The 25,513-nt window shown below is 68.3% G+C and carries 25 protein-coding genes; 7 read left to right on the forward strand and 18 right to left on the reverse strand.

Features of this window, described 5'->3' with window-relative positions; all coding sequences use genetic code 11:
- Nucleotides 1–209: 209 nt before the first annotated feature.
- From NOCYR_RS16985 to NOCYR_RS17015, 7 genes are read right to left on the reverse strand one after another with little or no spacing between them, the layout of a single operon-like run.
- Nucleotides 210–1,478 (reverse strand): cytochrome P450, encoded by a 1,269-nt coding sequence (locus NOCYR_RS16985; protein WP_048833463.1) that lies wholly within the window; start codon nucleotides 1,476–1,478, stop codon nucleotides 210–212.
- Nucleotides 1,479–1,489: 11 nt separating this feature from the next.
- Nucleotides 1,490–2,722, reverse strand: a complete 1,233-nt coding sequence (locus NOCYR_RS16990) for a cytochrome P450 family protein (RefSeq protein ID WP_014351633.1) — start codon at nucleotides 2,720–2,722, stop codon at nucleotides 1,490–1,492.
- Between the two features lie 11 nt (nucleotides 2,723–2,733).
- Entirely contained in the window at nucleotides 2,734–4,002 is a 1,269-nt protein-coding gene (locus tag NOCYR_RS16995; RefSeq protein WP_014351634.1) for a cytochrome P450, read from the reverse strand.
- Nucleotides 3,999–4,604 (reverse strand): GTP-binding protein, encoded by a 606-nt coding sequence (locus NOCYR_RS17000; RefSeq protein ID WP_036536192.1) that lies wholly within the window; start codon nucleotides 4,602–4,604, stop codon nucleotides 3,999–4,001. The genes NOCYR_RS16995 and NOCYR_RS17000 overlap by 4 nt, the downstream gene beginning before the upstream one ends.
- Complete coding sequence (locus tag NOCYR_RS17005) at nucleotides 4,579–4,926, reverse strand: DUF742 domain-containing protein (protein ID WP_014351636.1); 348 nt, start codon at nucleotides 4,924–4,926, stop codon at nucleotides 4,579–4,581. The genes NOCYR_RS17000 and NOCYR_RS17005 overlap by 26 nt, the downstream gene beginning before the upstream one ends.
- A complete protein-coding gene (locus tag NOCYR_RS17010) occupies nucleotides 4,923–5,357 on the reverse strand; it encodes a roadblock/LC7 domain-containing protein (protein WP_014351637.1) in 435 nt (144 codons plus the stop codon). Before NOCYR_RS17010 ends, NOCYR_RS17005 begins: the two co-directional genes overlap by 4 nt.
- Complete coding sequence (locus tag NOCYR_RS17015) at nucleotides 5,357–6,976, reverse strand: ATP-binding protein (protein WP_014351638.1); 1,620 nt, start codon at nucleotides 6,974–6,976, stop codon at nucleotides 5,357–5,359. Before NOCYR_RS17015 ends, NOCYR_RS17010 begins: the two co-directional genes overlap by 1 nt.
- 541 nt (nucleotides 6,977–7,517) lie before the next feature.
- On the opposite strand from NOCYR_RS17015, the gene NOCYR_RS17020 reads away from it, so the two are divergent.
- Together NOCYR_RS17020 and NOCYR_RS17025 are read left to right on the forward strand one after the other, a co-directional pair.
- Nucleotides 7,518–9,818, forward strand: a complete 2,301-nt coding sequence (locus NOCYR_RS17020; protein WP_014351639.1) for a CHAT domain-containing protein — start codon at nucleotides 7,518–7,520, stop codon at nucleotides 9,816–9,818.
- 6 nt (nucleotides 9,819–9,824) lie between these two features.
- On the forward strand, nucleotides 9,825–11,288 hold the full coding sequence (locus NOCYR_RS17025) for an esterase/lipase family protein (protein ID WP_014351640.1): 1,464 nt from the start codon (nucleotides 9,825–9,827) through the stop codon (nucleotides 11,286–11,288).
- 66 nt (nucleotides 11,289–11,354) lie between these two features.
- Here the strand turns inward: NOCYR_RS17025 and NOCYR_RS17030 are convergent, their stop codons facing one another.
- The 8 genes from NOCYR_RS17030 to NOCYR_RS17065 all read right to left on the reverse strand — a co-directional run bounded on the left by NOCYR_RS17030 (nucleotide 11,355) and on the right by NOCYR_RS17065 (nucleotide 18,295).
- The gene (locus tag NOCYR_RS17030) at nucleotides 11,355–11,780 is read right to left on the reverse strand and encodes a DUF4189 domain-containing protein (RefSeq protein WP_048833464.1); all 426 of its coding nucleotides are present in this window, start codon (nucleotides 11,778–11,780) and stop codon (nucleotides 11,355–11,357) included.
- A 144-nt stretch (nucleotides 11,781–11,924) separates the two neighbouring features.
- A complete protein-coding gene (locus NOCYR_RS17035; protein WP_014351642.1) occupies nucleotides 11,925–12,296 on the reverse strand; it encodes a metal-sulfur cluster assembly factor in 372 nt (123 codons plus the stop codon).
- A complete protein-coding gene (sufU, locus tag NOCYR_RS17040; protein ID WP_014351643.1) occupies nucleotides 12,289–12,786 on the reverse strand; it encodes a Fe-S cluster assembly sulfur transfer protein SufU in 498 nt (165 codons plus the stop codon). Before sufU ends, NOCYR_RS17035 begins: the two co-directional genes overlap by 8 nt.
- A 3-nt stretch (nucleotides 12,787–12,789) precedes the next feature.
- Nucleotides 12,790–14,043, reverse strand: coding sequence for a cysteine desulfurase (locus tag NOCYR_RS17045; RefSeq protein WP_014351644.1), 1,254 nt, complete (start codon nucleotides 14,041–14,043; stop codon nucleotides 12,790–12,792).
- Between the two features lies 1 nt (nucleotide 14,044).
- Entirely contained in the window at nucleotides 14,045–14,818 is a 774-nt protein-coding gene (gene sufC, locus NOCYR_RS17050; protein ID WP_014351645.1) for a Fe-S cluster assembly ATPase SufC, read from the reverse strand.
- 32 nt (nucleotides 14,819–14,850) lie between these two features.
- On the reverse strand, nucleotides 14,851–16,029 hold the full coding sequence (sufD, locus tag NOCYR_RS17055) for a Fe-S cluster assembly protein SufD (protein WP_014351646.1): 1,179 nt from the start codon (nucleotides 16,027–16,029) through the stop codon (nucleotides 14,851–14,853).
- The gene (gene sufB, locus NOCYR_RS17060) at nucleotides 16,029–17,465 is read right to left on the reverse strand and encodes a Fe-S cluster assembly protein SufB (protein WP_014351647.1); all 1,437 of its coding nucleotides are present in this window, start codon (nucleotides 17,463–17,465) and stop codon (nucleotides 16,029–16,031) included. The genes sufD and sufB overlap by 1 nt, the downstream gene beginning before the upstream one ends.
- Nucleotides 17,462–18,295, reverse strand: a complete 834-nt coding sequence (locus tag NOCYR_RS17065) for a helix-turn-helix transcriptional regulator (protein WP_081505436.1) — start codon at nucleotides 18,293–18,295, stop codon at nucleotides 17,462–17,464. The genes sufB and NOCYR_RS17065 overlap by 4 nt, the downstream gene beginning before the upstream one ends.
- A 110-nt stretch (nucleotides 18,296–18,405) precedes the next feature.
- Between NOCYR_RS17065 and NOCYR_RS17070 the strand changes: the two genes are divergently transcribed.
- The 5 genes from NOCYR_RS17070 (at nucleotide 18,406) to NOCYR_RS17090 (ending at nucleotide 23,168) form a co-directional block, all read left to right on the forward strand.
- The gene (locus tag NOCYR_RS17070; RefSeq protein WP_158430176.1) at nucleotides 18,406–18,603 is read left to right on the forward strand and encodes a hypothetical protein; all 198 of its coding nucleotides are present in this window, start codon (nucleotides 18,406–18,408) and stop codon (nucleotides 18,601–18,603) included.
- A gap of 49 nt (nucleotides 18,604–18,652) precedes the next feature.
- Nucleotides 18,653–20,392 (forward strand): polyprenol phosphomannose-dependent alpha 1,6 mannosyltransferase MptB, encoded by a 1,740-nt coding sequence (mptB, locus tag NOCYR_RS17075; protein ID WP_081505437.1) that lies wholly within the window; start codon nucleotides 18,653–18,655, stop codon nucleotides 20,390–20,392.
- Nucleotides 20,389–21,321: an ABC transporter ATP-binding protein gene (locus NOCYR_RS17080; protein WP_014351650.1), complete on the forward strand. Its 933-nt coding sequence runs from the start codon at nucleotides 20,389–20,391 to the stop codon at nucleotides 21,319–21,321. The genes mptB and NOCYR_RS17080 overlap by 4 nt, the downstream gene beginning before the upstream one ends.
- Nucleotides 21,318–22,109, forward strand: coding sequence for an ABC transporter permease (locus tag NOCYR_RS17085; RefSeq protein ID WP_014351651.1), 792 nt, complete (start codon nucleotides 21,318–21,320; stop codon nucleotides 22,107–22,109). The genes NOCYR_RS17080 and NOCYR_RS17085 overlap by 4 nt, the downstream gene beginning before the upstream one ends.
- Nucleotides 22,110–22,193: 84 nt before the next feature.
- Nucleotides 22,194–23,168 (forward strand): COX15/CtaA family protein, encoded by a 975-nt coding sequence (locus NOCYR_RS17090; RefSeq protein ID WP_014351652.1) that lies wholly within the window; start codon nucleotides 22,194–22,196, stop codon nucleotides 23,166–23,168.
- Nucleotides 23,169–23,221: 53 nt separating this feature from the next.
- Here NOCYR_RS17090 and NOCYR_RS17095 read toward each other — a convergent pair whose 3' ends face one another.
- From NOCYR_RS17095 to NOCYR_RS17105, 3 genes are all read right to left on the reverse strand, one after another.
- Nucleotides 23,222–23,638, reverse strand: coding sequence for an organic hydroperoxide resistance protein (locus tag NOCYR_RS17095; protein WP_014351653.1), 417 nt, complete (start codon nucleotides 23,636–23,638; stop codon nucleotides 23,222–23,224).
- Entirely contained in the window at nucleotides 23,635–24,105 is a 471-nt protein-coding gene (locus NOCYR_RS17100; RefSeq protein ID WP_014351654.1) for a MarR family winged helix-turn-helix transcriptional regulator, read from the reverse strand. Before NOCYR_RS17100 ends, NOCYR_RS17095 begins: the two co-directional genes overlap by 4 nt.
- 131 nt (nucleotides 24,106–24,236) lie before the next feature.
- Nucleotides 24,237–25,472 (reverse strand): PucR family transcriptional regulator, encoded by a 1,236-nt coding sequence (locus tag NOCYR_RS17105; RefSeq protein WP_014351655.1) that lies wholly within the window; start codon nucleotides 25,470–25,472, stop codon nucleotides 24,237–24,239.
- Between the last annotated feature and the right edge of the window lie 41 nt (nucleotides 25,473–25,513).

A 25,513-nucleotide genomic window follows, 5' to 3' on the forward strand; every position in this document is an offset into this window, starting at 1 on the left:
TCCGCCCCCTTCGTGCGGGCAACTCCCGGTGCCCGGTGTACAGCTCGAGGCCCGACTGTACCGCCGCACCGGCCCCACTGGCGAGCGAACAGAAATACTCGTATTTCGTTGTGAGACTTCATCAATCGCCGCTGCACGGACGGGTGAGAATCTCCACCGGCCCGGTTACGCCAGGGCAGACGCCCGGCAAACGAGTCGCCGTTACCCGGTCAATGCGACTGCAACGGCGGCGATTTCGGGAAGACGGCGGGCAACGCCGACAGCGCTCGATGGAACGGTCCGGGCCGCCACGTCAGCTGTTCGGCCGGAATGGCCAACCGCAACTCCGGTAGCGCGTCCAGCAGTTCATCGATCGCGTCGCAGGCCACCAGATAGGCCACCGACCGCGCCGGGCAGGCGTGCGGCCCGGCGCTGAAGGCCAGATGCGAACGGTTGTCGGCGTACTGGCCGTTGTTGATCGCCGGATCGTTATTGCAGCCGGTCATGCTGATCACCACCGGCTGATGCGCGGGCAGCCAGACCCCGTCGACCATGGTGGGCTGGCGCGGATAGGTGCTACAGAAATTCGCCATCGGCGGGTCGGTGAACAACACCTCATCGAGCGCGTCGCGGGTGGACAGGCTACCGTCGAGCACGCTGCCGGCGAACCGGTCGTCGGTGAGCATCAGCCGCAACGTGTTGACGATCAGATTCTGCAACGGCTCGATGCCCGCCCCGTACAGCACCACCAGCTGCTGCACCATTTCCGCGTCCGAGAGCCGGGTCTCGTGGTGCAACAACCGGGTGGTCAGATCGTCACCAGGGTCGCGCCGCTTGCGTTCGGTCAGCTCGGCGAGGGCTTGCTCCAGCATCGCGTTGCCCTGTTCGGCATCGATACCTTCGAAGATCGCCGCCATCCCGGTGGCGACCCGCTGACCGATATCAGCCGGGCATCCGAGCAGCTCGTTGAGCACCGCGAACGTCAACGGGAAGGCGTACTGGCCGATCAGATCCACGCTGCCGTCGGCACAGAACGAATTGATCAGCTGCACCGCGATCCGTGCCACGGTGGCGTGCAGACCGTGCAGATCGACCTGGTTCAGCGCCCAGGTATTGGCCGAGCGATACCGCAGATGCTCGGCACCGGTCGTGCGCAACGCCGTGGTGCGGAACTCCAGCATCGGCAGCACCGGGCAATCCAGCGGAATGTTCTTCTGCCACATACGCGGATCGGCCGGGAAATGCTCGGGATCGTTGAGGATCCGCACGGCCGTGTGATAGCCGATCACCAGCGTGGCGTGGATACCCGGCGACAGCTCGACCGGAACCAGCGGTCCGAACCGTTCGCGCATCTCGCGGTAGGCGCGGTGCGGATCGGCCGCGAATTCGGCTGAGTACAGCGAAACCCGCGGCCCATCGGCGTCATGGGGGGATACGTGCGGAACCGGGCACGAACCGGTGGACGCGTTCGAATGGTGCGTTGCCCAGTTGAGACTCATCAAGAAACTTGTTACCGCTCCGCGCTCAGATAAACCGGTAGTTGCTGGTGGCCGTTGGACACGAAGCTGACCACCGGCTGCAACTGCGCGGGTTCGACCGCGAGCCGCAGGCCGGGGAACCGGGCGAACAAGGCGGGCAGGGCGAGTTCACCCTCCATCCGCGCCAGCGGTGACCCCAGGCAGTGGTGGGCGCCGTGGCCGAAGGCCACATGGTCCTTGTTCTCGCGGCCGAGGTCGAAGATATCGGCGGTCTCGCCGTGCACCTTCGGATCACGGCTGGCCGCCGCGTACGACGCGAGGATCGCCTCGCCCTTGGCGATGTGCACCCCGCCGTCGAGTTCGATGTCGTCGACGGCATAACGCAGCGGCAGATGCGCGACCGGCGCCTCGAACCGCAGGGTTTCCTCGACCACCTCCGACCACGGCACCCGGCCCGACTCCACGGCCGCGCGCTGCTCGGGGTGGGTCAGCAACGCCACGATGGCCTGGTCGAGCAGATTGACCGTGGTCTCGTGGCCGGCGTTGATGACGAGCATCAGCGTGTCGACCAGTTCCTTCTCGGTCAGCTGCGAGCCGTCTTCCTCATCGCGCGCGGCGATGAGTGCGCTGGTGAGATCGTCGCCGGGGTTCACCCGGCGATAGGTGACCAACTCGGTGACCAGCCCGTACATTTCGACGTAATTGGCCCCGGCCGCTTCCTGATCGATGGTCGTGTCGAAGTACCGGTCCACGCACGTGCGCAGGCCCGCGTTCAACGCCTCGGGCACACCGAGCATTTCGGTGATGACCCGGATCGGCACCGGATAGGCGTAGTGCGCTCGCAGATCGACCACCTCACCGGCGGGCATGGCCGCCAGCGCGTCGAGCAGTTCGGTGGTGATCTGCTCGATCCGGGGACGCAGCGCGGCGGTCCGCCGCGCAGTGAACGCCCGCGCCACCAACCGGCGCAGCCGCCGGTGCTCGCCGCCGTAGGCGGTGAACATGTTGTCCACCGCGATCCACGGGAACAGCGGCCACTCCTGGGTGATCTCCCCGTTGATGAACGCCGTCCAATGCTGACGAGGATCCTTGGACACCCGGGGGTCGGCCAGCAGGCTCTTGAGCGCGGCGGCGTCGGTCACCGACCACGCGGGCACCCCATTCGGCAGCTCGACCAGCGCCGCCGGCCCACGCTCCCGAAGCCGTGTGGCTTCGGCGTGGGTATCGGCTCCCGCCATATCCAGGACGATCGTTTCGCGCTCCATCACAGAGATCCTTACCCTATGTTCAACGGTGGAGATTCGGGGAAGACGACCGGCAGCGCCGTCAGCGCCCGGTGGAAAGGCCCTGGGCGCCAGGACAATTCCTCCATCGGCTCGGCCAGCTCCATCTCCGGCAGCGCGTCCAGCAGCTGGTCGATGGCCTCCTGCACCACCACGAGCGCCACCGACTGCGCGGGGCAGGCGTGCGGCCCGATGCTCCACGCCAGATGCGAGCGATTGCCTGCCAGCTCGCCTCCGCGAATCGCCGGGTCGGTATTGCAACCGGCCAGGCTGATCAGCACCGGCTGATGGGCGGGCAACCACGCGTTATCGATCAGAATCGGCTGCCGCGGATAGGTGGTGCAGAAATTCGCCATCGGCGGGTCGTTGAACAACACCTCGTCGAGCGCGTCCCGGGTCGACAGGCTGCCGCCGAGCATGTCGCCGCCGAACCGGTCGTCGGTGAGCATCAGCAACAGGGTGTTGAGGATCAGGTTCTGCTGCGGCTCCAGACCGGCACCGTAGAAGCTGATCAGATTGGACAGCAGCTCTTCGTCATCGAGATTCGCCGGATGCGCCACCAGCACCGAGGTCACATCGTCACCCGGCTGGGACCGCTTGAGCTGGATGAGCTCCATCAGCGCCTCGCTGAGGTAGTTCATCCCCCACTCGGCGTTGACGGTGTCGAACAGCGCCGCCATCCCGGTGGCCACCCGCTGTCCGAGTTCCGGCGAGCAGCCGACCAGCCGGTTCAGCACCTCGAACACCAACGGAAAGGCGTACTCGGTGACCAGATCGGCCGAGCCCTTTTCGCAGAAGGTGTTGATCAGCGGGATCGCGATCTTCTCGACCGTGCTGTTCAGCGCGTTCAGATCGATTTTGTCGATCCCCGCGACGTAGGCCTCCCGGTAGCGGGCATGCGCGGTGCCGCTGTTGCGCAACGCATTGGGATACCACTCCATCATCGGCTTGACTGGCGAGTCCGGCGGGATGCTGGTCTGCCAGGTGCGCGGATCGGCCGGGAAGTGGTCGGGATCGTTGAGGATCCGCACGGCTTCCTGGTAGCCGATCACCAGGGTGGCGGGTACATCCGGCGCGAGATCGATCGGCACCAGGGAGCCGAAGCGCCGACGCATCTCCCGGTAGGCGCGGTGTGGGTCGTCGGAGAACTCCTCGGTGTACAGCGAGACCCGGGGGCCATCGGAATCGATCGGGGATCCGTGTGCGACAGGGCAACCGCCTAGCGGCGGACGCGATGCGGTGACGGGCTGTTGGGTTGTCAAAGACGAGACTCCAGTCGATGGAACAGGAATTCGACGAGCATGATCAACGAGCGCAGGCACGTGCCTCGGTCACGTGCGTCCAGGGCGGTCAGTGGCGTGTCCGGGGTGAGGTCGAGCGCGTCCCGGATCTCGGCGAGCGGGAAACGGTTGGCGCCTTCGAACTCGTTGACGCCCACCGCGTACGGCACACCGCGTTCCTCGAGCACCGACAACACTTCGTCGGACTTCTCGATCCGGCGGGTGTCGACGAGAACCAGCGCGCCCAGCGCACCACGGGCCAGCTCTTCCCACAGCGGCACGAACCGCTGCTGGCCCGGCGTGCCGAACAAGTACAGCGCCAGTTCGGGATTGAGCGTGATACGTCCGAAATCCATCGCCACCGTGGTCTGCAGCTTGCCCGGCAAACCGGCCATGTCGTCGATGCCGACGCTGGCCTGGGTGATGGTTTCCTCCGTGCGGAGCGGCTTGATCTCGGAAACACTGCTGACGAAGGTGGTCTTGCCGACCCCGAAATTCCCGGCGACGAGCAATTTCACCGATCGGGTCACGGTCTCCGGCACATAATCGACGGTGCGGTCAGGCCGGGAGAGCACGGAGCCCATTGAGAACCTCCTGGAGCAAAGCTATCTCCGGCAGTGATTCGGCCGGTGTGGGTATGGCGAGGTATTCGGTGTCGAGGAGGTCGGCGGCGAGGATCTTGACCACCGAGGGGGGCAGGTCCAGGTAGGCGGCGATCTCGGCGATCGACAGCGCACCGCGGGCACAGACCTCGGCCACTCGCCGCGCGTCGGGGCTCGTTCCCGGCCCCGGCTTCTTCACCGCGATGACGAGGGTGACCAGGTCCAATTCACGCGTCGGACGCGAGCGTCCCCTGGTCCGCACGTAGGCGCGGACCAGGTCGGGATCACGCCGCGGCCCGCTCATGACATTTCGCCGCCGTCAACGCTCCCGCGCGGCTGACTGCCGAGTTCGTGTCCGACCCGGTCGGCCAGCTCGTTCATCCGGTGCGCGATGAGGCCCACGTCGATGTCGGTGGTGGTGGACACCCCGAGCAGCGCGCCCTCGCCGGCCGCGGTGATGAGGATCATCCCCTGGTCGTACTCGGTCATGTTCTGGCGCACGCCGTTACCGGCGCCGCCGCAGAACTCACCGAGCGCCTTGCCCAGCGAACGCAGACCCGACGCGGCGGCGGCGAAACGCTCCGCGTCGTCTTTGGCGACTCCGCTGGAGTGCGCGATCCGCAGCCCGTCGTCGGACAGCAGGACCGCGAAGCGGACGCCGGGGATCTCGAGGTCCTCGAGTAACCAGCCGAGCTTGTTGGTGCTGTCGGTGACAACAGTTCTCGGTGAGCCCATCAGGATGTCATCCCTTCGGTGTCGTCGGTTGCGGCGGCGCGGCCGCTCTTGGAGCCGCTCTGCCAAGCGGCGGCGATCTCGGGCCGGGGCTTACCCGGTTCGGTGGCCGGACTCTGCGCGACCGGCGGAACCACCGCGACCGCCCGACGGCGGCGCTTGGGCAGACCGCCGGTGGTGACGTCGGTCATCGTGGGCCGGTCATCGGTGTCGGGGATCTCCGACAGCCCGGTCATCGCATTGCCCCCCGTCATCGTGGAACGCATCGGCGACTCGGTCGTACCGCTCCCCGCGGCCGATCCGAGGGTGGTCGAACGCACGGCAGGCGCGGCCTGCGCACCGCCGGCGGCGGGCATGGTGGTGACGGCGGCCAGCGGCGCGGACTCCCGGGCCCGCACGCCCGCCGGCGACGATTCCCCGTGCAGCACTGCGGCGGCCGGACCCGAGGACAGCACGGCCGGGGCGGCGGTGAGTCCCGGCGACAGCGGCGCGGCCTCGTCGGCCTGCGGGGCGCGCGGGCTGACCAGCAGCGATTCGGGGATGTACACCATGGCGCGCATACCGCCGTAGGCGTTGGGCCCGTCGATGTAGACGGTGAACCCGTACCGGCGGGCCAGCGCCGCGATACCGGGGAAGCCGACCTTGGGGGCCGGGCCGAGCTGGTGGATGTCGACCGAGCGTTCGTTCGCGAGGATCTGCCTGGCCTCCTCCATCTGCTCGGCGTTCATCCGCACACCGGCGTCGTCGACGATCACGGTGACGCCGTGATGGCCTTCCTGGAAGCTGACGTCGACGTAGGAGGTGGGCGGCGAGTAGCGCAGCGCGTTGTCGATCAGCGCGGCCAAGGTATGCACCAGCGGCTCCACCGAACGGCTGATCACCACCCGGTCCAGCTGACCCGAACGCACCCGCAGGAAGTCGCGCACGCGGCCGATCGCGCCGCCGACGACGTCGGTGAGCGACTGGGCGGGCCAGCGGCGGCCGGGCAGACCACCACAGACGATCACATAGGACTGCGCCTGGCGGATCATCTGCTGCACGGTGTGGTCGATGCGGATGAGGGTTTCGTAGACGTCGTCGTCGCGGTGCTCGCGCAGCGCGGCGCTGACCACCTGGCTCACATCGGCGCCGAGGCTGACCACCGAGGTACCGAACGAACGCACCGCGGCACTGGTGGCCTCGCGCGCGGCGGTCTCGGCCTTCTCGCGTTTGGCGGCCTCTTCGGCGCGCACCGCCGTCTCGGCCGCGGTGATCGCGCGATGGGTCTGCTCTTCGGTCTCGCGGACCGTGTTGTCCCTGGTCTCGGTCTGGATTCCGCGCAGATCCTCGGCGATGCGCTCGGACACCCAGCGCATGATCTGGGCGAAACGCGAATCCTGGAGACCGTCGGGGACTTCGACGACGCTCGTGGGCTGCTCATGCCTGCGCACGGATTCGGTCAGCGACGGCAGCGTAGTGGTGGCGAACCGCTCGAGGAACTCTTCGCGGATGCCGAGGTCTCGCTCCAGCGCGTCGGCGCGGGCCTTCTGCTCCCGTACCGCCCGCACCGCGTACCAGGCCACCGCGAGGACGAGAGCAGGAGCCAAGATCCACGGAACCAGCACGGCGATATTCAGATTCATCAGCTCTCTCGTTGACGGGGCTCGAGGGAGCGCCACAAGATGCCACAGCCTGCTGCCACAGCGCTTCGTTTCGCCTTCCTCGTGACGCCCGACCATGACTGCACCCCTGGCCGGATGAGGTTTCGCGTCGGGCACCCGGCAGAGCATCGAACACCCCCGACGGCTGCCCGAAAGCAACCGCCGGACAAGCACTTCGATCGACCGCCGAGCCACCGGAACGCACCGGCCCCGACAGCCCGGAACCCGACGACTCGCCCACCCTAGCAGCATTGCCGCGAACTCTCCGCCGAACTGGCAAGGCGGACTCACAGAACGCGATCCGTTGCGGCGGAGGGGATCCCGTTCGCGCACGTCAGCGCTGGTGCAGGCGTTTACCGGACCGCCCGGTCGGTCCGTCTCTCGCCGGTGCGGAACACCCTCCAGGGCACGTTCGCGGGGATGTCACCGAAATCTATGGACGGCCGCCCGTTTCTGGAAGACTTCAGCGCACACATATTCGCTGTGCGCGGTAGGAGGCACGAGACACGACAGGAGGGCCCGCGTGGACTTGGATCTCGTGGTCGACTTGCTGATCGCGTACGTAGTCGGCGAGCGGGCCCGCGCCGGGCTACAGGTGGGCGAATTGACCGGCCGGGCACTGGACGCCGTGGCGACCAAGGTCGGGGACGTTGTCGTGGCGGAATTCGGCAAGGACGTCGCCATCGACCGGCTGATCCGGGAAGCCCGGTCCGGCGGTGTGCCGTCGGCAGCGACACGCATCGCCGCGCGTGCAGCGCTGGACGCGGCGGTGCGAACGGATCCATCGTTCCGGAAGGCGCTGGCATTCGCCGTCGCCGGACTGCCCGGGAACTTGATCCGAGATGCCAGGACCGCCTCGGCCGGGCAACCCGACCAGGACCAATCCTGGACCGGAGCGGGGCAACAGGCCGGCCCACCGCCGGGCCAGGTCCACTACGACTCGTTGCCGCCGCCTACTCCGCCACCGCAGGGCGGCCAACCGCAGGGCGGAGTTCCGGCCGACCTGGAGGACGGGTCCGGTAGCGGCGCGGGTCGCGTCGAACACCGGTACGGCCGGCGGAACCGCCGCACGCTCCGTGACCTGGTACGGCGGCGGGTGCCGCCGCGGTCCGTCGATGAGCCGGCGCCGGCCGGCAACTACCCGGGGATCGCCCACACCGACGACGCCGACCTGGCGCAGACTGTCGACGACCCGCTGCCCACCGCCGACTCCGAGACCACCTCCACCGACGCCATCTGGGCCTATGCCTGCTATCCGCGCCTGGAGGCGCCCGATGTCGTCGTCGCGGGTGAACCGTTCCAGATCACCGTCGGGCTGTCGGAGACCTTCGATATGACGACGATGGTGTCCGGCCAGATGCACGTGTACTCCTCGGACCCGGAGTTCGAGATCGGTATCGAAGTACTGGTCGACCCGAAATCGCTGGTCGTGACCAGTGATCCGCATATCACCGTGCGCGTGACGCTCGCGGATCCGTATCCGCGCCACACCCTCACCCTCGAGGCCCTGACCGATCCGACGCTGACCGCCGAACGCACTCTGCGGCTGATCATCCGCAAGCAGGGGCGGATCGTCGGCCTGGCCTCGCGCGTGCTCGTGGTGGTGCCGAATGCCGCCCGGCTGGCCACCACCCCGCCACCACCGCCGCCCGCTCGCCAACTATTGGACATCGGATCGCTGCTGGACGAAGCGCCGCCGGATCTCGTGGTCGTGGTCTACCGCGCCGACGAACCCGACACCTACGTCTGGGATGCCTATGCCCTCGGCGGTCCCCTGGCCATCCCGGACGCGCAGCGCCGCAGCCGCATCGACCACACCGCACGTGATTTCGCCACCTATACGCGACGGCTGGTCAAGGCCGAGGCGTTTCGCGGGGTCGCGATCTTCGACAACCTGAAGGGCTATGGCGATCTCATCGCCTCGGCGATGCCCAGTGGTATCCGGTCGGTGCTGCGCGAGCTGGTCCGCGGCCGGACCGCGGCGCCCGCGGTGCTGTGGCTGACCGAAGAGGCGTTCGTGCCGTGGGAGCTGGCGGTGCTCGATCCGCCGCTGGACACCGAATACGGCGGCCGGGCACCGTTTCTCGGCGCGCACCTGGCGATGTCGCGCTGGCCGTTCGCGCCGGAGGGGCCGCAGCCGAGCCCGCGGCGGGACCATCCGGTCGCCGCGCAAGCGGTGCTGACCGCCGACTACGACGGGGTGCGCAACTTCCCGCCCCTGCCCGCGGCGGTGGCCGAGGCCGCGCGCTTCGGCCAGCGGTATGGACCGATCACGGCGCTGCCGCCGATGCGTGAGCAGGTCATCGACTGTCTCGAGGGCCGGATCCCGGTCGATCTGCTGCACGTCGCGTTGCACGGCAGCTTCGACGACACCGTCCAGGAAGACGGTCTGGTCCTGCTGGAAACCCGGGACACCGGTGTCGTGGCCTCGTTCCTGACCGCACTGGCGGTACGCGGACTGCGCAATACCGCCAGCACGCCGTTCATCTACCTCAACGCCTGTTCGGTCGGGGCGGGCCAGGCGATCCTTGGCAGCTACGCGGGATTCGCGACGGCACTGCTGCAGACCGGTGCGATCGGCGTGGTGGCGCCGCTGTGGACCATCGAAGACACCGTCGCCGCCGAGCTCGCGGCCCGCTTCTACGACGGTGCCTTCGCCGACCCGCCGGTGCCGGTGGCCGAACTGCTGCGCCGGGCCCGCGCCGACTACACCCGCGACCGGGTGCTGGCCGATCCCGAGCGGGTCACCCCGACTCTGCTGGGCTACCTCGCCTTCGGCCACCCACGACTTACACTGCGGCGGAACAGATCACCGGAAAGGTAGCGGCAGATGCCCGAGGAGTTCCCGCTCGACGAGGACGGTCGCGCGGTCGCGGTGCACCGGCGGGTCACGGTGCGGACACCGGGCCTGGCGGGGCGGGCCATCGTGCACGAGGCGGGCGGCGCCGGGACCCGCGGCGCCGAGCAGACCACCGACGCGCTGGTGACGGCGTTGGCGCTCAACGAGATCGAGGAGGATCTCACCGTCGAGATCCTCGATCCGCGCGAACGCACCGCGACCGCGGGCACCCGGGCGGCGGGCGGACCGGACGACATCGTCATGGAGGTGGCCGATCCCGGCCCGGGGTGGCGGCAGGTGGTGTTGTACGCCTCCGAGGACGGCGCAATCAGCTGGCATTTCCCGCAGCCCGCGCCCGGTGCGCTGACCTACCGCATTCCACGCACGGTCGTGCCCGTCGCCGAGGCACCCGGTGCGCATCGCGGGTTGACCGGCGCGATCGGCACCAAGATCTTGAAGGTGCTGGTCTTCCCGTTGGTCCGCGAGGGCGCGAGCTGGGTGGGTGCGCGGTTCGCCGAGTTCGTCGAGAACAAGCGGCATCCGCATCGGCTGCGGGTGGCCGGCCCGGACGATTACCGCGCGGCCGCGCCCGAGCTGAGCGCCGAGGCGCTGGCGCAGATGGGTACCGGCCGGGCCTTGCTGCTGCTGCACGGCACCTTCAGTACGACGCACGGCGCCTTCGGCGAACTGCCGGCGGCGACGATGCGCGAACTGCACGCCGCCTATGAGGGGCGAGGCCTCGCCTTCGACCATCCGACGGTGTCGCGCACACCGGTCGACAACATCCGGTGGCTCGCCGAATATCTGCGGCAGCGCGACACCCGCTTGGCGGTCGATGTCGTCTGCCATTCGCGCGGCGGGCTGGTCGGGCGCGTGCTCACCGAACGCGCGGATCTCGCCGACGTCGCGGACACGCTGACCGTCGGCAAGGCGGTGCTGGTCGGGACACCGAATGCGGGCACCGCTCTCGCCGACGTCGAACGGCACGAGCAATTGCTCAACCGGTTCACCTCGCTGTTGCAGCTGGTGCCCGACAATGGCGTCACCGACGCGCTCGACATCGTGCTGGCGCTGGTGAAACAGGTCGCCGCGGGAGTGGCGGAGGGCCTCGACGGTCTCATGGCGATGAACCCGAGCGCCCAATTCCTGACCGAACAACTGACCGGCAGGCACCCCACCAGCGCACGGTATTTCACCGTCGGCGCGAATTACGAGCCACCGGAGGGGTCGTCGCTGCTACGCATCGCCGGAGACGGCGGCGTCGATCTGGTGTTCGGCCGCGACGACAACGATCTGGTCGTCCCGACCGCGGGCGCCCTCGCCCTCGACGGCACCCATCCCCTGCCGGTCACCGACCATCTCGCCGTCGACGCCAGCGCGGCCGTCGATCATTTCGGATACTTCGATCACCCCGCCCTGACCGAGTCGCTGGTGCGCTGGTTGCGAACGGGGTGAACGCCCCGATAACGACCATGACCACCGCGATCGAGCGCGGTGGTCATGGGACTCATCATCGGGCTATCAGCGCGCGTTCGCCGTGCAGACGACCTCGACGATGCGCACGCCACTGAGGTTGGCAGAGCCGGTGGTGCCGAGAACCGCCGTCGGGGTGACCTCCGAGATCCGCTGGTACGCATTGCGCTCGGCATCCGCCCTGGTCGCACCGGACGCCACGACAGTGGCCTCGTTGCTCTCCATCAGCACGCCGCAGCCGTTCGCCCACGAGGCGGCCACCTCACACCCGTCCGTACCGCAGTTGGCGATCGCGGCGGCTTCGGCATCGGCGGTACTGGCCGCGTTGACACTCACCCCGTACACCATCTCCCCGGGGTTCACCGCGATCGCCGCGTGCTGACTCGCCGCGTTCGCGGTCCCCGCGCCCAGCATCGACCCCGCCGCAAGACCGGCCACCGCGACGGCCAAGCCGACACTTCCCATCAATCTCATCGAATAAACTTCCTGTTCGGATCAGCTCCGGATTCGGAGCCCACGCAATCCTTGTCGAAATACTCGTATTTCGGAAGTCGGCCCGACAACGCGACAACGAAGCGGGCCCGGATCATGGCGATCCGGGCCCGCTTCCACAAGGCGTTATACGGTGAATCCGAGAGCGCGCAACTGCTCGCGCCCGTCATCGGTGATCTTGTCCGGCCCCCACGGCGGCATCCAGACCCAGTTGATCTTCAGGTCCTCGACCAGGCCGCTGCGCACCAGCGCGTTGCGGGACTGGTCCTCGATGACGTCGGTCAGCGGACACGCGGCGGAGGTGAGGGTCATGTCGAGGGTGGCGACATTGTCCTGATCCACCTGCATGCCGTATACCAGCCCGAGGTCGACGACATTGATGCCGAGTTCGGGGTCGACGACGTCACGCATCGCCTCCTCGATATCTTCGAGGTGCTTGATCTCCTCGGCCGACAGTTCGGCCGGCGCGGCGGCTTCGGTGGTCTCTGTTTCACTCATGACGTTCCCCATTCGTGGACGGATCACTGCCCATTGTCCGCTTGGCGTCCTCGGCGGAGGTGATGCGGACCACCGCGTCCTTGAACGCCATCCAGCCGAGCAGCGCGCATTTGACCCGCGCCGGGTATTTGGCGACGCCCGCCAGCGCGATGCCGTCGCCGATCATGTCCTCATCGCCCTCGACGGTGCCGCGGCTGGAGATCATCTCGTTGTAGGAGTCGACCACCTTCAGCGCCTGCTGCACCGGCAGCCCGATCACCTGATCGGTGAGGATCGAGGTGGCGGCCTGGCTGATCGAACAGCCCTGCCCCTCGTAGGACACGTCGGCGACATCGCCGTTGTCGTCCAGCTGGACGCGCAGGGTCACCTCATCGCCGCAGGTCGGGTTGACGTGGTGCACCTCGGCACCGAACGGCTCCCGTAGCCCGCGGTGATGCGGGTGTTTGTAGTGGTCCAGGATCACTTCCTGGTACATCTGCTCCATGCGCATGACTTATCCAACTCCGAAGAAGCTCTGCGCCTTCCGCACGGCGGCGACCAGCTGCTCGACCTCGTCGACGGTGTTGTAGACCGCGAAGGAGGCCCGGGCGGTGGCGGCGATGCCGAACCGGCGGTGCAGCGGCCACGCGCAGTGGTGGCCCACCCGGATCGCCACACCCTGATCGTCGAGGATCTGGCCGACGTCGTGGGCGTGCACACCGTCGACCAGGAACGCCACCGCGCCGCCGCGGTCGACGTTCTCGGTGGGTCCGATGATCCGCACGCCGTCGATCTCGCCCAGCCCGGCGAGCGCGGCGTCGACGAGGGTGTGCTCGTGCGCGGCGACGGCTTCCATGCCGATGGCGTCCAGGTACCGCACGGCCGCGGCCAGGCCGATCACCTGCGAGGTCATCGGCACACCGGCCTCGAACCGCTGCGGCGGCGGCGCGTAGGTGCTGCGTTCCATGGTGACGGTCTCGATCATCGAACCGCCGGTGAGGAACGGCGGGGTTTCCTCGAGCAGTGCCCGCTTGCCGAACAGCACACCGACACCGGACGGGCCGAGCATCTTGTGCCCGGAGAACGCGGCGAAGTCGACGTCGAGCGCACGGAAGTCGACCGGCATATGCGGCACCGACTGGCAGGCATCGAGCACCACCAGCGCACCGACCGCCCGAGCCCGCCGCACCAGTTCGGCGACCGGCGCGATCGCACCGGTCACATTGGACTGGTGGGTGAAGGCCACGACCTTGGTCGCCGGGCTCAGCTCCAGCGAATCGAGGTCGATGCGCCCGTCGTCGGTGACGCCGTACCACTTCAGCGTCGCCCCGGTGCGGCGCGACAACTCCTGCCACGGCACCAGGTTCGCGTGATGCTCCAGCTCGGTGATGACGATCTCGTCGCCCGGGCCCACGTGGTACGGGAACCGGTCGTCGCCGAAGGCGTTGGTGACCAGGTTCAGCGATTCGGTCGCGTTCTTGGTGAACACGATCTCGCCCGCGTCGACTCCGACGAACCGCGCGATATCAGCGCGCGCGGCCTCGTAGGCGTCGGTGGCCTCCTCGGAGAGCTGATGCGCGCCGCGGTGCACGGCGGAATTGCTCTCCATGATGTAGGCGCGTTCGGCGTCGAGCACCGCCAGCGGGCGCTGCGAGGTGGCGCCGGAGTCCAGGTACACCAACGGTTTCCCGTCCCGGACCGTGCGGTTCAGGATCGGGAAGTCGGCCCGGACCCGGGCCACGTCGAGGGTGCGGACCGTAGCGGTCATATCAGGCTCCAGCGGTGGCGGAGGTGAAGCGGACGTAGCCGTTGGCATCCAGTTCCTCGGCCAGTTCGGCGCCGCCCTCGGCGACGATGCGGCCGCCGACGAACACGTGCACGAACTCCGGCTGGATGTAGCGCAGGATGCGGGTGTAGTGGGTGATCAGCAGCACGCCACCGTTCTCGCGCTCCTTGTAGCGGTTCACGCCCTCGGACACGATGCGCAGCGCGTCGACGTCGAGGCCGGAGTCGGTCTCGTCCAGGATGGCGATCTTCGGCTTGAGCAGGCCCAGCTGCAGGATCTCGTGGCGCTTCTTCTCACCACCGGAGAACCCCTCGTTGACGCTGCGGTCGGCGAAGGCGGCGTCGATCTCGAGCTCGTTCATCGACTCCTTCACCTCCTTGACCCAGTGCCGCAGCTTGGGGGCCTCACCGCGTACGGCGGTGGCGGCGGTGCGCAGGAAGTTCGACATCGAGACGCCGGGCACCTCGACCGGGTACTGCATGGCCAGGAACAGACCGGCCCGCGCGCGCTCGTCGACCGACATCTCCAGCACGTCTTCACCGTCGAGGGTGATCGAGCCGGAGGTCACCGTGTACTTGGGGTGGCCGGCGATCGCGTAGGACAGCGTGGATTTGCCGGAACCGTTGGGGCCCATGATGGCGTGCGTCTCGCCCGAGCGGACGGTGAGGTTCACGCCCTTGAGGATCTTGATGGGCTCGCCGGTCTCGTCGGGGTTGGCGACCTCGGCGTGCAGGTCCTTGATTTCCAGGGTGGTCATGGAGTTCCTTTACGAAAGTGTGTGGGCTGGTGTCAGGCGCCGATCGCGGCGAGTTCGGCCTCGATGGCCGCCTCGAGCCGCTCCCGGACCTCGGGGACCGCGATCTTCTGGATGATCTCGTGGAAGAAGCCGCGCACCACCAGGCGGCGGGCGGCGTCCTCGGGGATACCGCGAGCGCGCAGGTAGAACAGCTGCTCGTCGTCGAAGCGGCCGGTGGCGCTGGCATGGCCGGCACCGAGGATCTCACCGGTCTCGATCTCGAGGTTGGGCACCGAATCGGCGCGGGCGCCGTCGGTGAGCACCAGGTTGCGGTTCACCTCGAAGGTGTCGGTCCCCTCGGCCGCGGCGCGGATCAGCACATCGCCGACCCACACGGTGCGGGCATCGCCCTTGGGCGAATCCGGATCACCTTGCAGCGCACCCTTGTACAGCACGTTCGACTTGCAGTTGGGGACCGCGTGGTCGACCAGCAGGCGCTGCTCGAAATGCTGGCCGGCATCGGCGAAGTAGAGGCCGAGCAGTTCGGCGTCGCCGCCGGGGCCGTCGTAGCGGACGGTGCCGGTGAGCCGCACCAGATCGCCACCGAGGGTGACGGCGGTGTGGCGCAGGGTGGCGTCGCGGCCCAGCTTGGCGTGGTGGGCGGTGGTGTGCACGGCGTCGTCGGCCCAGTCCTGCACCGCGACGACGGTGAGCTTGGCGCTGTCGCCGAGCACGAATTCCACGTTCTCCGCGTAGGTTCCGCTGCCGCGCTGGTCGATGACGACGGTGACGACGGCGAAGTTGGCCAGCCGGATCTGCAGGTGGCCGAAGGCGGTCTTGCCCTCGCCCGGCCCGGTCATCGTGACGGTGACCGGCTGCGCGACCTCGACCTCGGCGCCCACCGAGACGATGGTGGCCTGCTCGAAACCGGAGTAGGCCTGCGCGGCCACCCGATCGGCGGGCACACCGCCCTCGCCGAGGCGGGCATCGCCGCGCTCGACGGTCTCGACGGTCACGCCCTCGACCGGGGTGACCTCGATGGTGGCCTGCCCGTCACGGGTGGCGGTGCCGTCGTGCAGTCCGCGCAACCGGCGCAGCGGGGTGAACCGCCAGGCCTCGTCCTTGGCGGACGGGACCTCGAAGGCGTTCACGTCGAAGGACGTGAAGACCTCACCCTTGTTGATGGCGGGGGTACGAGCCTCAGCGGCTTCGGCAACGTTCTCGACGGCCATCAGCCGACGGCTCCTTCCATCTGCAGTTCGATCAGGCGGTTCAGCTCGAGGGCGTATTCCATCGGCAGTTCCTTGGCGATGGGCTCGACGAAGCCACGCACCACCATCGCCATCGCCTCGTCCTCGGTGAGGCCGCGGCTCATCAGGTAGAACAGCTGGTCCTCGGAGACCTTGGAGACCGTAGCCTCGTGGCCCATGGTCACGTCGTCCTCGCGGATGTCGACGTAGGGGTAGGTGTCGGAGCGGCTGATGGTATCGACCAGCAGCGCGTCACACTTGACCGTCGACTTCGAGCCGTGGGCGCCCTTGTTGACCTGCACCAGGCCGCGGTAGGAGGCCCGCCCGCCGCCGCGCGCCACCGACTTCGACACGATGGTCGAGGAGGTGTGCGGCGCCAGGTGCAGCATCTTGGCGCCGGTGTCCTGGTGCTGACCCTCGCCGGCGAAGGCCACCGAAAGCACCTCGCCCTTGGCGTGCTCGCCGGTCATCCAGACCGCCGGGTACTTCATGGTGACCTTGGAACCGATATTGCCGTCGATCCACTCCATGGTCGCGCCCGCCTCGGCCTTGGCCCGCTTGGTGACCAGGTTGTAGACGTTGTTGGACCAGTTCTGGATGGTGGTGTAGCGGCAGCGGCCGCCCTTCTTGACGATGATCTCGACGACCGCGGAGTGCAGCGAGTCGGACTTGTAGATCGGCGCGGTGCAGCCCTCGACGTAGTGCACGTAGGCGCCCTCGTCGACGATGATCAGCGTGCGCTCGAACTGGCCCATGTTCTCGGTGTTGATCCGGAAGTAGGCCTGCAGCGGGATGTCGACGTGCACGCCCGGCGGCACGTAGATGAACGAACCACCCGACCACACCGCGGTGTTGAGCGCGGAGAACTTGTTGTCACCGGCGGGGATGACCGAGCCGAAGTACTGCTCGAAGATCTCCGGGTGCTCGCGCAGACCGGTGTCGGTGTCGAGGAAGATCACGCCCTGGGCCTCCAGGTCCTCGCGGATCTGGTGGTAGACGACCTCGGATTCGTACTGCGCGGCGACACCGGCGACCAGCCGCTGCTTCTCCGCCTCCGGGATGCCCAGCTTGTCGTAGGTGTTCTTGATGTCCTCGGGCAGGTCTTCCCAGCTCTCGGCCTGCTTCTCGGTCGAGCGCACGAAGTACTTGATGTTGTCGAAGTCGATGCCGTCGAGGTTGGAACCCCAGTTCGGCATCGGCTTGCGCTCGAAGATGCGCAGCGCCTTGAGCCGCTGCTCGAGCATCCAGGGCTGCTCGTTCTTCTTGGCCGAGATGTCGCGGACGACAGCCTCGGACAGGCCTCGTTGCGCACTGGCACCGGCCACATCCGAATCGGCCCAGCCGTAACCGTATTTACCCAGCGAAGCGATGGTCTCTTCCTGAGTGAGCGGTTGCACCTGGTCGGTGGTCGTCGTCATTCGGCACTCCTTCCGGAGTCGTTCGTTCCTACCGTTGCGGGCTGTGCAACGGCTGTTGGAGAGGCTGTATTCGGTTCGGTGGTCGGTTCGTCGTGCGCCTGACCGGGCGTGAGCACCAGCAGCGGCACGTGGGTCGTGCAGGCGCAGTCGCCATTGGCGATGGTGGCCAGCCGTTGCACGTGCGTGCCGAGCAGTTCCCGGAACGCCTCGAGTTCGGCCTGGCACAGCTGCGGGAACTCTTCGGCGACGTGCGAGACCGGGCAGTGATGCTGGCAGATCTGCACGCCGGTGCCCACCTTGCGGGTGGTCGCGGCGAACCCGGCGTCGGTGAACGCCTCGGCGATCTCCTCGGCCTTGGCCTCGGTCTCGACCTGGGTGTGCTCGCGCACCGGATCGATCCCGGCCACGATAGTCCTGGCCCGTTTGCGGGCGAACTCGGTGATGGCCTTCTCGCCGCCGATCTCGCCGAGCTGACGGATCGCGGCACCGGCCAGATCGTCGTAGGCGTGGCCCAGCCGGCCCCGTCCGGCGGCGGTGAGCTGGTACTGCTTGGCGGGACGGCCGCGGCCCTTCTGCTGCCACGGCGCCGACCGGCTCGCACGCGCCTGACCGGAGTCGATGAGCGCGTCGAGGTGGCGGCGCACACCGGCCGGCGTCAGCCCGAGCCTGGCGCTGATCGCGGTCGCGGTGATCGGGCCTTCCTCCAGCAGCAACTGGACGATGGCGGCCCGGGTATGTCCCTCACCGGACGTCGCGGGCGCAGCAGTCGACCCGGGACCGGCCCGGTGACCAGCCCTTTCCTCGACGTTCGGCAAACCCACGGTTTTCACAACATCAGTGTGGCGGAATTCGTTCCCGAAATCTAATAAGGGTCCCCTGACCTCGAACGCCGGGTCGGTCCGTGCCGAACCGCCGCGACCGCCTCACCTCCGGTTTCGCGATGAAACCGCAGGTCACCAACCACCGATCGGCGGTGAAAGGTGAAGCAAATCACTCTGCGAGACCGGCCACCAGCACCGGGTTCGCCCGGATTGCCGGATTTCGCGACCCCGTGGCGGACTCGCCCGAGCGCGATGGCCCCGATCCTCCGATCGCGGTCACGTCCATCCGGATCGACAGCGGGATCGGCGAATGCTGAAGGTTAGCCGTATGGACGCGGCAGACTCGGCCTGCCGGCACAACCCCCGATGCCCGCAGGCTGTCGCCGGGATAGACCCGCCCTCGCCCCATTACGCTTGCCTCTCGTGGCGGTACTGGAGGGCGCGCGGCGCAAGACATTGACGCTGGGGCGCCGGGCACTGGGTCTGGACGCACCCGCGGCGGATCACACCATCGCGGTGCTGCACCGCGACGAATCCGAAGTCCCGGGACTCGACCGCAAGGAAACGGTGCAGCTGGACCGGATCCGGCTGCTCGGCGCCACCGGCACCGTCCTCATGGCCATCAGCGCGCTCGGCATCGGCGCCCAGCCCGTGCATCAGAACCCCACCTCCGGCGTACGGGTCCTCGGTATCTTCGCGCGCGCACACACCGGCTCGCTGGCCATGTGCATGGTGGGCACGGTCGTGGTGGTGCTGGCCTGGCTGCTGCTGGGCCGTTTCGCCGTCGGCGGGATCGGCGGCTCGCCCATCCACCGGCTGACCCGCTCGCAGATGGACCGCACCCTGCTGCTGTGGATCATCCCGCTCAGCGTCGCTCCCCCGCTGTTCAGCAACGACGTCTACTCCTATCTCGCGCAGAGCGAGATCGCCGCCCGCGGTATCGACCCCTATAAAGAAGGGCCGGTCGCCGGGCTCGGCATCGACAACGTGCTGACCAACAACGTGCCCACGATCTGGCGTGATACCCCCGCGCCGTACGGCCCGCTGTTCCTGTGGATGGGCCGCGGCATCGCGACCATCACCGGCGACAACATCATCGCCGGGGTCTGGGTGCATCGATTGCTCGCCCTCGCCGGTGTGGCACTGATCGTGTGGGCGCTGCCGCGATTGTCGGTCCGTTGCGGTGTGGCGCCGGTGAGCGCGTTGTGGCTGGGCGCGGCGAATCCGCTGGTGCTGTTCCATCTGGTCGGCGGCGTGCACAACGATGCGCTGATGCTCGGGCTGATGCTGGCCGGCGTCGAGCTCACCCTGCGCGCCATCGAAGACACCCATCCGTTCGATCGGCGGGCCTACGCGCTGCTCATCGGTGGCGCGGTGGTCATCTCGCTGTCGTCGTCGGTGAAGATCACCTCGCTGATAGCGCTCGGCTTCGTCGGGATGGCGCTGGCCAGACGCTGGGGCGGCGGGTTCAAGCAATTGGTCACCGCCGCCGCACTACTCGGCGTGATAGCCCTGGCGACGACGTTGTTCGTCAGCCTCGCCAGCGGTCTCGGATTCGGCTGGACCCAGACCTTGAGCGTGGCCAACGCGGTACGCAGCTGGATGTCGCTACCGACCGCGCTGGGCATCATCACCGGCTTCGGCGGAGTACTGCTCGGCCTCGGCGATCACACCACCGCCCTGCTGAGCATCACCCGCCCGATCGCCGCCGTCGCCGCCGGATTCATCACGGTCCGCATGCTCGTCGCGACCGGAACCGGCCGCCTGCACCCGGTCGGCGCGCTCGGCGTCTCGATGGGCGCGATCGTGCTGCTGTTCCCGGTGGTGCAGCCCTGGTATCTGCTGTGGGCCATCGTGCCGCTCGCGGCGTGGGCGACCAGGCCGGTGTTCCGTGTACCCGCGGTCGCGCTGTCGGCGGTGGTCAGCGTGTTGCAGATGCCGCGCGGGGCCGATATGGAGGTCTTCCAGATCGTCGGCGCCGCCATCGCCACCACCATCGTGTGCGTGCTGTTCATCGTGGTGACGCGTAACGCGCTGCCGTGGCGGGCGCAGACAGGGGTGTCTGCCCGGTCACAGCCGGCCACGGCTTACGGTGTGAGATCGTGACCGCAGCCTCCGGACCCGCCGTGCGCGTCGACGGCGTCGTCAAGCGCTACGGCGAGACCACCGCGGTCGACGGGATCGGATTCGATGTCGAACGCGCCCAGGTGCTCGCCCTCCTCGGACCCAACGGCGCGGGCAAGACCACCACCGTCGAGATGTGCGAGGGGTTCGTCACCCCCGACGCCGGCTCGGTGCGGGTGCTCGGTCTCGACCCGATCGCCGACTCCGATCAGCTGCGCCCGCGCATCGGCGTGATGCTCCAGGGCGGCGGCGCGTATCCCGGCGCCAAGGCCGGGGAGATGCTCGACCTGGTCGCCGCCTACTCCGCCGACCCGCTCGACCCCGACTGGCTGCTGCGCACGCTCGGCCTCGACGACAATCGCCGCACCCCCTACCGGCGGCTGTCCGGCGGCCAGCAGCAGCGGCTGTCGCTGGCCTGCGCGCTGGTGGGGCGCCCGGAGATCGTGTTCCTGGACGAGCCGACCGCGGGGCTGGACGCGCAGGCCCGGATCATGGTGTGGGAGTTGATCGATGCGCTACGCCGCGACGGCGTCACCGTCGTGCTCACCACGCACATGATGGACGAGGCCGAGGAACTCGCCGACCAGCTGGTGATCATCGACCACGGCCGCATCGTCGCCGCAGGCACGCCCGCCGAGGTGACCGCACACGGTGCCGCGGGCCAGCTGCGCTTCACCGCGCCGCCCAAGCTCGATCTGGAACTGCTGAAATCGGCGCTGCCGGAAGGTTTCGCGCCGCGCGAGACCAGCCCCGGCTCCTACCTGGTCGAGGGCGAGATCGATCCGCAGGTGCTGGCCACGGTGACGGCATGGTGCGCGCGGGTGAACGTGCTGGCCACCGATATCCGCATCGATCAACGCCGCCTCGAAGACGTCTTCCTGGAACTCACCGGACGGGATCTGCGCGGATGACCAAACCCGACCTCAGCACCAACCGCTTCCCCGCGGGCACCTTCACTCCCGCTCCGCGCCCGAACACGCGCGCCACCATGCTGGCCGCGCAGACCCGCCTCGAGCTGATCCTGCTGCTGCGCAACGGCGAACAGCTGCTGCTCACCATGCTGATTCCGATCACCTTGCTGATCGGGCTCACCCTGCTGCCGTTCGGCGATCTCGGCACCGACCGGGTCGATCAGATCGTGCCCGCGGTGATGATGGTCGCGGTGATGTCGACCGCGTTCACCGGCCAGGCGATCGCGGTCGGGTTCGACCGCCGCTACGGCGCACTGAAGCGGCTCGGTGCGACCGCGCTGCCGAAGTGGGGCATCGTCGCCGGTAAGAGCGCGGCCGTGCTGATCGTGGTGGTGTTGCAGGCGCTGCTGCTCGGACTGATCGGCGCGGCCCTGGGCTGGCGGCCGGAACCGGCGGGGCTGCTGCTGGGTGCGGTGGTGATCGCGCTGGGCACCGCCACCTTCGCCACGATGGGCCTGCTGCTGGGCGGCACACTCAAGGCCGAAGTGGTGCTGGCGCTGGCGAATGTGCTGTGGTTCGTCATGCTCGGGGTGGCCACGGTGGTGTTCGCCTCCGACGATCTGCCGACGGCGGTGAGTGTGCTCGCGCGGTTGATCCCGTCGGGTGCGATGGCGGTGGCGCTGGAGGACGCGCTGCGCAACAGCATCGACTGGTTCGGCGTCGCCGTGCTCGCGGCGTGGGGCCTGATCTGCGGGTTCCTCGCCACCAGGTTCTTCCGCTTCCACTGATACCGCGGCCACCGAGCACCTTCTAACGACGACTTGTAGTAGTCCGCCTGCGGGTCGCTCGAACGCGACGGCTACCATCGTGACGTGCTGTATCGCGCGTTCCTGCGTCTCGTCGACCGCCTACCGCTGGTGTCCCAGCGCGGCCAGTTGCTGATCGCCGCCGGGGTGATCGCCTCCCAGGCCGGCATCTCGGTGACCGGCGCGGTCGTGCGCGTCACCGCCTCCGGTCTCGGCTGCCCCACCTGGCCGCAGTGCTTCCCCGGCAGCTTCACCCCGGTGGGCGTGTCCGAGGTGCCGGTGCTGCATCAGACCGTCGAGTTCGGCAACCGGCTGCTCACCTTCGTGGTGACGCTGTTCGCCGCGCTCATCGTGCTCGCGGTGACCCGGGCCCGGCGCAGGCGCGAGGTGCTGATCTACGCGTGGCTGATGCCCGGCGGGACCGTGATCCAGGCGATCATCGGCGGCATCACCGTCCGCACCGGCCTGCTGTGGTGGACCGTGGCGGTGCACCTGCTGGCGTCGATGGTGATGGTCTGGCTGGCGGTGGTCTTGTACGCCAAGATCAGCGAGCCCGACGACGGCGTGGAAACCGTGCGGGCGCCGGCGCCCCTGCGCTGGCTGACGATTCTCAGCGGACTCGCCCTCGCCGCCACCCTCATCGCGGGCACCCTTGTCACCGCCGCAGGCCCGCATGCCGGCGACAAGAGCATCGACCGCCCGGTCGAACGGCTCGAAGTGGAGATCGTGACGCTGGTGCATCTGCATTCACAGCTGCTGGTCGCCTATCTCGCGCTCCTCATCGGCCTCGCGCTGGGACTGCTGGCCATCGGTGCGCCGAAAGCGGTGCGGACCCGGATGTGGGTCCTGCTCGGCCTCGTGCTCGCGCAGGGGCTCGTCGGCGTCGTCCAGTACTTCACCGACGTGCCCGCCGCGCTGGTCGTGCTGCACGTCGGCGGCGCGGCGGCCTGTACCGCCGCCACCGCCGCGCTGTGGGCCTCGCTGCGGACCAGAGAAGTCGTCTCCGCACCGGCGACCGATCCGGCTGTCTCAGTTGTCTGAGGAACCATCCTGCCGGCGTTCCGAGCCTCGGCCGATCACCGGCGCGGCCGCGATCAGGCCAGCGTGAGCTGCACGTCGATATTGCCGCGAGTGGCGTTGGAATACGGGCACACCTGGTGGGCGGCGGCGATGAGCGCCTCACCCTGCTCGCGCTCGATGCCAGGCAGGTCGACGGTCAACGCCACGGTGAGCCCGTAACCGACGCCGTCCGGGCCGATGCCGACCGCGCCGGTCACCGAGGTGCCGTCGAGAGCGACCTTCTCCCGCCGCGCCACCACCTGCAAGGCACTGTGGAAGCAGGCCGCGAAACCGGCCGCGAACAGCTGTTCGGGATTCGTGCCCGCGCCGCCCGCGCCACCGAGTTCCTTCGGAATGCTCAGGTCCAGATCCAGCGCGGCGTCGGTGGAGCGGACGTGGCCGCCGCGTCCGGCGCCGGTGGCGGTGGCTTCGGCGGTGTACAGGGTGGTCATGGGTTCTCCTCGGGGTTGTCCAGCACCAGCTGCTGGTTGTCGATGAAGGCGGTGATCGCGCGCAATTGCGCACGGAATCCGGCGAGTTCGACGGCATCGAGTCCGGTCGCGCAACCGACTTGACGGGGCACGACCCGGGCCCGCTCGCGCAGCGCCCTGCCCTCGGCGGTGGTCTCGACCACCACCGAGCGTTCGTCGTCGGCGGCCCGCCTGCGGTGCACCATCCCGGCCGCTTCCAGCCGTTTGAGCAGCGGCGACAGCGTCCCGGAATCCAGTTCCAGCGCGGCACCGAGATCCTTGACGCTCACTTCCCCGCGCTCCCACAGCACCAGCATCACCAGGTACTGCGGATAGGTCAGGCCGAGTTCGTCCAACAGCGGCCGATACAGGCGAGTCATCGCCCGCGACGCGGAGTACAGCGCGAAACACACCTGATTGTCGAGTGCGAGTTCATCGGCTTCCGTCATCGGTCACCACCTCCGACACCGAACAGTAGTGAGCAATTTAGTTGCGCACAACTGAAATGGTTGTGATGCGCAACTCGTCCAGAGTCGGTAGCAGGCGGCCCGCTGGAAATCCAGCGGGCCGAGCGGTCGGATCAGGCGGAATCGGCGGCCGTGCCGCGATAACTACGCGCCACCAGCGCCGAGGTGAGGTACCACAATCCCGACGGTTGCGTGGGATCGAAGCCGGTCAGCATGCGCACCCGCTTGAGCCGGTAGTCGAGGGTGTTGGTGTGCATATGCATCAACCGCGCCGTGCGCTGCCGGTTGAAGTTGTTGGCGATGTGCTGGCGCAGCGTCTCCAGCAGCTCGGGATGCTCGTCCAGCGGATCGAGAATGGCGCTGAGGTATTCCCGCGCCGGACCGGGCCGGGTGATCTGGAATTCCAGTGCCAGATCGTTGAACCGGTGCAGTCCGCCCAGACCCGAGATCCGCTGCACGGTGTCGAGCAGCTCATGGGCCTGCTCGGAGGCGGCCGGGATATCGGCGGGCGCGGCCGCGACGACGGTCGCGGTGATCGGCACCCGCGCGGCGGCCGACAACTGCGCGATCAGCTCGTCCAGTTTCTCGTCGTCGACCTCGACCGAGGGCAACAGCAGCGTCCCGCCGTCCACGCTCAGCAGCGACAGCACCCGGTCCCCGCAGCGGGTGGCCAGCTCGGCCTGGATGCGCCGGAGTTTGCGCCGCGCGACGATCTTGCCGTCCACCGCGGGCGCGGCCTCGTCGGGGTGCGGCGGAATCGCCAGCGCCAGCACCGCATACGAGGACGCGATCTCGATCCCGCACTCCCTGGCCATGGTCGAGGTGCTGTGCCCGCCCAGCAGCGCCGAGGTCAGCGTGTGCACGGCGGTGTGATGTTCGCTGACCACCGACCGGTATTCGCGCACATACGCCATCGAGACGGTGGTCGTGATGGTGTCCAGGATTTCCAGCAGCCGCCGCGCGGTGACCACCAGATCGGCGTAGTCGGCGGGCGAGGCGTTCGACAGCAGGGCGTCGAGGCCGAGTTTGAAGCCCTCGTGTACGGCGTGGTTGATGGTGTCGATGGGTACGCCCTCGCGCGCCCATTCGGCGGCGGCGTCACCCACCTGCTCGATCTGCTCGGGCAGGTTGCGTCCATCGAGCAGATTCAGCGCCAGTTCCAGGCAGACCCGGGTCACCGCGGTGACATCACCCTGGAGCGCATCGCCGGGCAGCGTGCCGCAGGGCGCCACGTTCTCGACGAAGTGCCCGACCATCCGGCGCGAGAGCGTGGATACATCGCGCAGATGGCTGGTGATCGGGTGACCGGAAACGGTCAGGCGCGGGCGAGTCGAGTCGACGACCGTCATATCGATTCCTTCTGGCCCGAGGTTGATCGCGGAGTGATCAC

The organism is Nocardia cyriacigeorgica GUH-2 (assembly GCF_000284035.1).
GTDB classification, from domain to species: domain Bacteria; phylum Actinomycetota; class Actinomycetes; order Mycobacteriales; family Mycobacteriaceae; genus Nocardia; species Nocardia cyriacigeorgica_B.